This window comes from Nocardia sp. NPDC060220, assembly GCF_042727815.1.
GTDB lineage: Bacteria > Actinomycetota > Actinomycetes > Mycobacteriales > Mycobacteriaceae > Nocardia.
This window is the reverse complement of record NZ_JBHWZY010000422.1, coordinates 1-5,914: the sequence shown is the minus strand read 5'-3', so window position 1 is coordinate 5,914 and position 5,914 is coordinate 1. Positions and strand designations below refer to the sequence as shown.

5 protein-coding genes are annotated in these 5,914 nt (G+C 67.6%); all 5 read right to left on the bottom strand.

Annotated elements, in window-relative coordinates:
* Window positions 1–56 precede the first annotated feature (56 nt).
* A complete protein-coding gene (locus ACFWF3_RS21335; protein ID WP_379314992.1) occupies window positions 57–1,016 on the bottom strand; it encodes a diiron oxygenase in 960 nt (319 codons plus the stop codon).
* Between the two features lie 84 nt (window positions 1,017–1,100).
* Window positions 1,101–1,784 (bottom strand): TetR/AcrR family transcriptional regulator, encoded by a 684-nt coding sequence (locus ACFWF3_RS21330; protein ID WP_378630881.1) that lies wholly within the window; start codon window positions 1,782–1,784, stop codon window positions 1,101–1,103.
* A 172-nt stretch (window positions 1,785–1,956) separates the two neighbouring features.
* On the bottom strand, window positions 1,957–4,185 hold the full coding sequence (locus ACFWF3_RS21325) for an acyl-CoA dehydrogenase (protein WP_379314991.1): 2,229 nt from the start codon (window positions 4,183–4,185) through the stop codon (window positions 1,957–1,959).
* Between the two features lie 2 nt (window positions 4,186–4,187).
* A complete protein-coding gene (locus ACFWF3_RS21320; protein ID WP_379314990.1) occupies window positions 4,188–5,066 on the bottom strand; it encodes an SDR family oxidoreductase in 879 nt (292 codons plus the stop codon).
* Window positions 5,067–5,078: 12 nt separating this feature from the next.
* Window positions 5,079–5,914: MaoC/PaaZ C-terminal domain-containing protein (locus tag ACFWF3_RS21315; protein WP_379314989.1), on the bottom strand; the 836-nt coding region annotated here is incomplete at its 5' end.

Below are 5,914 nucleotides of genomic sequence, written 5' to 3'. Positions count from 1 at the left end.
GAAAGGATCCTTGTCCGGGAGCACGGCGGTCGTGGGCGCGGACCAGCTTTCGGCCCTCATGCGGTCCTGCGCGCGGGCTCGCTGCGGTAGCGCGACACCGGTCCGTCGATACCGAGCAGCTGCCAGACGCGCTTGGCGACAGGATTCATCAGGCCGATGTCGGTCGCGAGCGCGCGGACATCGGTGAACACATCCCGCTTGATATGACGCGAGTGGTCGTTGCGCCAGTACGCGTCTCGCATCACCTCGCCCGGAATCCCGAACTTCTCGGCGAACTCCTTCGGTGGTGTCGCGATCATCGCCAGCATTACCCGCATGATGATCGGGAAGGCCACGGACAGGACGGTTTTCGATACGACGTTCATCGTGGGCACGTTGATCCGAAGATACTCGTGCGCGAACGAGATGTGCCGGGCCTCCTCGGCCACGTGGATCTCCATCACCCGGTGCACCATCGGATGTGGGTCGGTACCGCTGCGCAGCAACGCCTTCTGCAGGTGATCGATCGGCTCCTCGCCACCGAGCACCAGGGCGAAGAAGAATCCGGGGAAGAACTTCACCGCCGGCCAGATGATCAACGTGAGCTTACGATCGACCGAGCCCATGCCGATCACATCGCGATAGCCGATGCGATTGATCATCTCCTGGAACATCATCGTGTGGTTGCACTCTTCGGCAGCCTCGTGCGTGATGTAGCGGAATTCCGGATCACCGTTGGGCACCGACGGCAGGTACTGCATGAGCCCACGGATGAGCAGCTGTTCGAAGTCGATGCCGACCTTCGCGATGCAGGCTTGGCGCCACAGTCCCATCGCGATCCGCTTCTCGACAGGCTGGGCTTTGTACCAGGGGTGACGGCCGAGCGGGTCCACCTCGGGCAGGATCCAGCGCGGGTCGTCGGAATGCACGGCGAACTCGGGCGAGTCCCAGTCGATGTCGACGTAGGGATCGAAGTGTTTGGTCACCGAGCCTTCGGACAGGCTCTGCAGGACCTCGTGGTAGCTGGACAGCGTCATCGGTGTCTCCTCGGTGCGGTTCCACTACCCAGTTTAGTGGTACCAGCGGTACCACACAAGGGTTGACGCTACTGCGTGTTACATCTAATTTTGCGCCGTCAGTTCGGCGATCGACGTGCGCGGATCGAGTGTGACGCCGACCTCGCGCAGACTGGCGTCGATGATCGCCCAGATGGCGATCTGCAGGTAGGACGACAGTTCCGCGGCGTCCATCGGCTGCATCGACCGGCTCAACCACCGGTTCACACTGCCGTCGACGAAGCTCACCAGGCCGAACGACATCGGTTCGGCCACCGCCACCGGTGCGGACTGTGCCCGCAGCGCGCTTTCGAACACCTCGCGCACGGTACCCGCGATGGCGATCTTGGTCCCGGATACGATCGGTGAGTTGTGATCCTTGCTGGCACCGGATCCGGCGCCGAGGAAATAATGCAGGCGCGGATTGGTCGCGATCCAGCCCACGTAGGCGTCGACGGAACGCGCGATCGCCTCGGTGACGGTGCCCTCGGGGTTCAGGGTGGGGGCGAGTACCGCCATCAGGTCGTCGATGATGCGGGTGCGCAGCTGCTCATCGAGGTCTTGGCGGTCTTTGAACAGGCGGTACAGCACCGAGCGTGGGACGCCGGCCAGATCGGCGATCTCCTGGACGCCGACCGAGGCGCCTTGGGCCTGCACGGCCGCGAGGGCGGCGGCGAGGATGAGTTCGCGACGGTCGGCGCGGTGACGGTCCCAGCGGCTGGCTCTGCCGTCGGTGCGTTGTGCGGTCACGTCATCTCCTTCACCGGGTCCGTGCGGTGCAGATGCCGGTTCGGCGCTCTGCTGAATACCACGCTGTGCTGAATACAACGACGAACTGTAGTCCAGCGATTCCACCGATCCGGCCGCGCACAGGCACCGGCGATCGCCCGGGCGCCGGGCGCTTGCCCGACGCCCGGGGCGCTCACCCCTGTGCCGCGGCGTCGCGTGGCAGGCCGAGCATCCGTTCACCGATGACATTGAGCTGGACCTCGGTGGTGCCACCGTAGATGGTGGTGGCACGGCCCGCGATCAGCTGTTCCATCGCGTGGTCGCTGCGCTCACCGGGCACCGACACCACGCCGGCGACACCGAGTTCGGCGACGATGTACTCCGAAATCGCCTGTCCCAGCGCCATTCCCAACAGCTTTCCGACACTGGACGTGGTGGATACGTCGATGCCGGACAGCTGCTTGAGCACCACCCGTGAACTGATCACGTCCACCGCTCGGCTCTCGGCCATGAGTTCGCCGAGCCGGTAGCGCGCGACCGGCGAGAGATCGCGGCCGATCGCGAAGCGCAGCAGGTCGGTATCGGTGGCGTAGGCCTCCATCTTCTGGCTCAGCGCCACCCGCTCACCGGCCAGTGTCGTCCTGGCCACATGCCAGCCGTCGTCGACCGCCCCGACCACGTTCTCGTCGGGAATGAACACCTCATCGAGGAACACCTCGTTGAACAGCGCCGATCCGGTCATCTCCCGCAGCGGGCGCACCGTGATCCCGGGGCTCGACATGTCGAGCACGAAGTAGGTGATGCCTTCGTGCTTGGGCTTGTCGGGGCTGGTGCGAGCGATCAGCATCGCCCAGTCCGAGAACTGCGCGACCGTGGTCCAGATCTTCTGTCCGCTCACCCGCCAGCCACCGTCGACCTTGATGGCCTTGGTGGTCAGGCTCGCCAGATCCGAACCCGCGCCCGGCTCGCTGAACAGCTGACACCACACCAGCTCGCCGCGCAGTGTCGGCACGACCAGTTCCTGTTTCTGCCGCTCGTCACCGTGTGGAACCAACGCGCCGACCGCCCAGGTGCCCATCAGCAACTGCGGCATCTGGATACCGGAGGTCTTGATCTCCTGCGCGATCACCACCTGTTCGAGCGGCGAGGCCGAGCGGCCGTAGGGCCGCGGCAGGTGCGGGAGATTCCAGCCACCGTCGCCGAGCGCGACGAGCTGGTCGTCCTCGTCATCGATCGCCGCGATCTCGGCCAGCTCGGCCCGGACCGCCGCCCGCATCCGCTCGGCTTCGGCGGGCAGTTCCAGCTCGCTCGACAGCGTCAGCCCCGACAGCGCGTAGCCGGCCACCGCCTCGGCTCGTTCGTCACGCGCGCCGAGCTGCCCGCGCAGCGCGAGAGCGCGCCGGTAGTACAGGTGCGCGTCGTGCTCCCAGGTGAAGCCGATCCCGCCGTGCACCTGGATGCACTCCTGGGCGACCTGCACCGCGGCGTCGGGGATGATCAGCGCCGCGACAGCCGCGGCGTACTCGGCGGTGTCGTCGTCGCGATCGAGACCATAGGCGGCATCCCACAGCACGGCACGCGCCTTCTCCAGCGCGATGCCCATCTGGGCACACTTGTGTTTGACGCCCTGGAACTGACCGATCGGCCGACCGAACTGCACCCGGGTCTTGGCGTACTCCGACGCGGTCGACACACACCACGACATCACGCCGACCGCTTCGGCGCCGAACACCACCGCGGCGAGTGAACGCACGCGCGCCGCACTCACCTCGAGCACCCGGTCGAAGGAGACCTCGACCGAATCCGCCTGCAGCCGTGCCGAACCGCGCAGCACATCGATGCCGTCCTGCGCGCCGACGGTCAGTTCGATGTTCTCGAAGACGACCCACCGCTGTTCACCGGCCACCGCGACGGGCGCGATGACCACATCGGCCGACACCGCCCCCAGCACACCGTCGGCCGTTCCGCTGACGGTCAACGTGCCGTCGGTGAGCGTGCCGGTCAGGTTCGAGGTCAGGGCCACCGCGCCGGTGCGCGACCCGTCCGCCAGCCCGGCGATCCGAGCCAGGCTCGGATTGCCCTCGGCGCGAATGTCATCCGCGGCGGCCAGCACCGCGGCGGCGAGCACGGTCGGCACGAACGGCCCGGTGTGCAGGCCACGCCCGAGCGGTTCGAGCGCGACGGCCAGCGTCAGCAGACCGGCGCCCTGACCACCGAGATCCTCGGCGATGTGCAGGCTGAGCAGATCCTGGGCGACGAGGCCGTCCCAGAACGGCAGGACTTTGCCCGCGTCGGTCGACTCGACCGCGGCCCGGACGACCTCGGCGGTGATGGTCCGCTCGACGAAACCGGCGACCGCGTCGGCGAGGGCCAGATGGTCCTCGCTGACACCGACCCCGAGCTCATAACTGTTGCGCGCCATGGCTAGTTGGTCTCTTTCAGCTGGGCGGCCACCTCGTCGATGGTCCACGGTCCATCGGTCTCGACGGTGCGCACGTCGTGCCAGCCGGCCAGCTCGACGATCGCTCCGCCCTGCACGGCGAACACCTTGCCGGTGATCGCGCAGTCGACCTCGGCGAGATGGGCGACCAGCGGGGAGATGTTGGCCGGGGAGAACGCGTCGAACTCACCCTCGGGCACCTCGGCCGCGAACAACGCGCCCATGCCAGGGGTGGCCAGAGTCAGGCGGGTACGCGCGATCGGGGCGATCGCGTTCACGCGTACGCCGTAGCGTTCGAGTTCGTCGGCGGCGACCAGCGTGAGCGCGGCGATGCCGGCCTTGGCCGCACCGTAGTTGCCCTGACCGGCGTTGGGCATGAACGTGCCCGAGGCCGAGGCGGTGTTGATCACCGACGCCGACACCGGGGTACCGGCCTTGGACTGTGCCTTCCAATACGCGGCGGCGTGATGCAGGGTGGCGGCGTGGCCCTTGAGGTGCACCGCGATGACCGAATCCCACTGCGACTCGTCCATGCCCGCGATGAACGCGTCACGCAGGATGCCCGCGTTGTTCACCACGATGTCCAGCGTTCCGTACTCGCTGACCGCCTGGTCGACCAGCGCTTTCGCGCCGTCCCAGGTGGCGATGTTGTCGGTGTTGGCGACCGCGGCACCGCCGGCGGCGACGATCTCGTCGACCACCTGCTGGGCCGGGCCCGCGTCGGTACCGGTGCCGTCGTTGGCGCCGCCGAGGTCATTGACCACGACCTTGGCGCCTTCGCGGGCGAACAGCAGCGCGTGTTCGCGGCCGATGCCACGACCGGCGCCGGTGATGACCGCGACACGACCGTCGAGTTTTCCCATGAGTCTTGTCTCCTAGTTGATTTCGACGCGACCGTCGGTGATCGCGATCTGGCCCGCGGCTTCGGTTTCGAAGGCGTAGGCCCGCACCCCGGGATCAGCGGATTCGGTGGGCCAGAAGGTGGTGGTGATGTCCTGGCCGGGCAGCACCGGCTTGGCGAATCGCACGGCCAGCCTGCGCAGGCGCGCGGTGTCGCCGCCTGCGAGTTCGGTCAGCGCGGCCCACGAGGTGAACGCCATGGTGCACAGACCGTGGTTGATGATGCCGGGAAGCCCGGCCATCCGGGCGATCTCGTCGTCGAGGTGGATCGGCATCGGGTCGCCCGAGGCCGGCGAGTAGCGGAAGGTCTGGTCGTCGTCGATGTGGGCGGTGACCGACGCGGCCGGATCGCCTGCCCGATCCTCGTCGGTGATCCGGTGGGTGGGCGCGAGCTCCCCTTCACCGGGACCGGCGTCGACCTTGCGGAAGAACGCGGTCATCCACTGCTCGTTGACGAGTTCACCCGCCGCGTCGCGGGTTTCGGCATAGATGACGACCGTGGAGCCGTTCGGGCGGCCCACGTAGCCGATCGGCTTGGCCCGCACCACCAGTTCGTCACCGGCCCGGATCGGACGGTGGAACAGGAAGTCCTGCTCACCGTGGACCAGCTTCATCAGCAGCTCCACCGGCGCGACCGACAGCGCGGCGGGCGCCATCGAGGTGAACACCGGCACCACCGCGAACACCGGCGGCGCGATCTCGCCCGACAGGTGCGCGGGGACCGGATCATTGGTCGCCGCGGCGTATTCCGCGATCCGCTCGGCGGTGACCGAGAACCGCTCTTCGTCGGTCCACTCCCCCAGGGCGGAGC

Excerpts from the sequence above, each read along its gene's own strand:
- ACFWF3_RS21325 (WP_379314991.1), bottom strand. The coding sequence starts at position 4,185 with ATGGCGCGCAACAGTTATGAGCTCGGGGTCGGTGTCAGCGAGGACCAT.
- ACFWF3_RS21335 (WP_379314992.1), bottom strand. The coding sequence starts at position 1,016 with ATGACGCTGTCCAGCTACCACGAGGTCCTGCAGAGCCTGTCCGAAGGC.
- ACFWF3_RS21320 (WP_379314990.1), bottom strand. The coding sequence starts at position 5,066 with ATGGGAAAACTCGACGGTCGTGTCGCGGTCATCACCGGCGCCGGTCGT.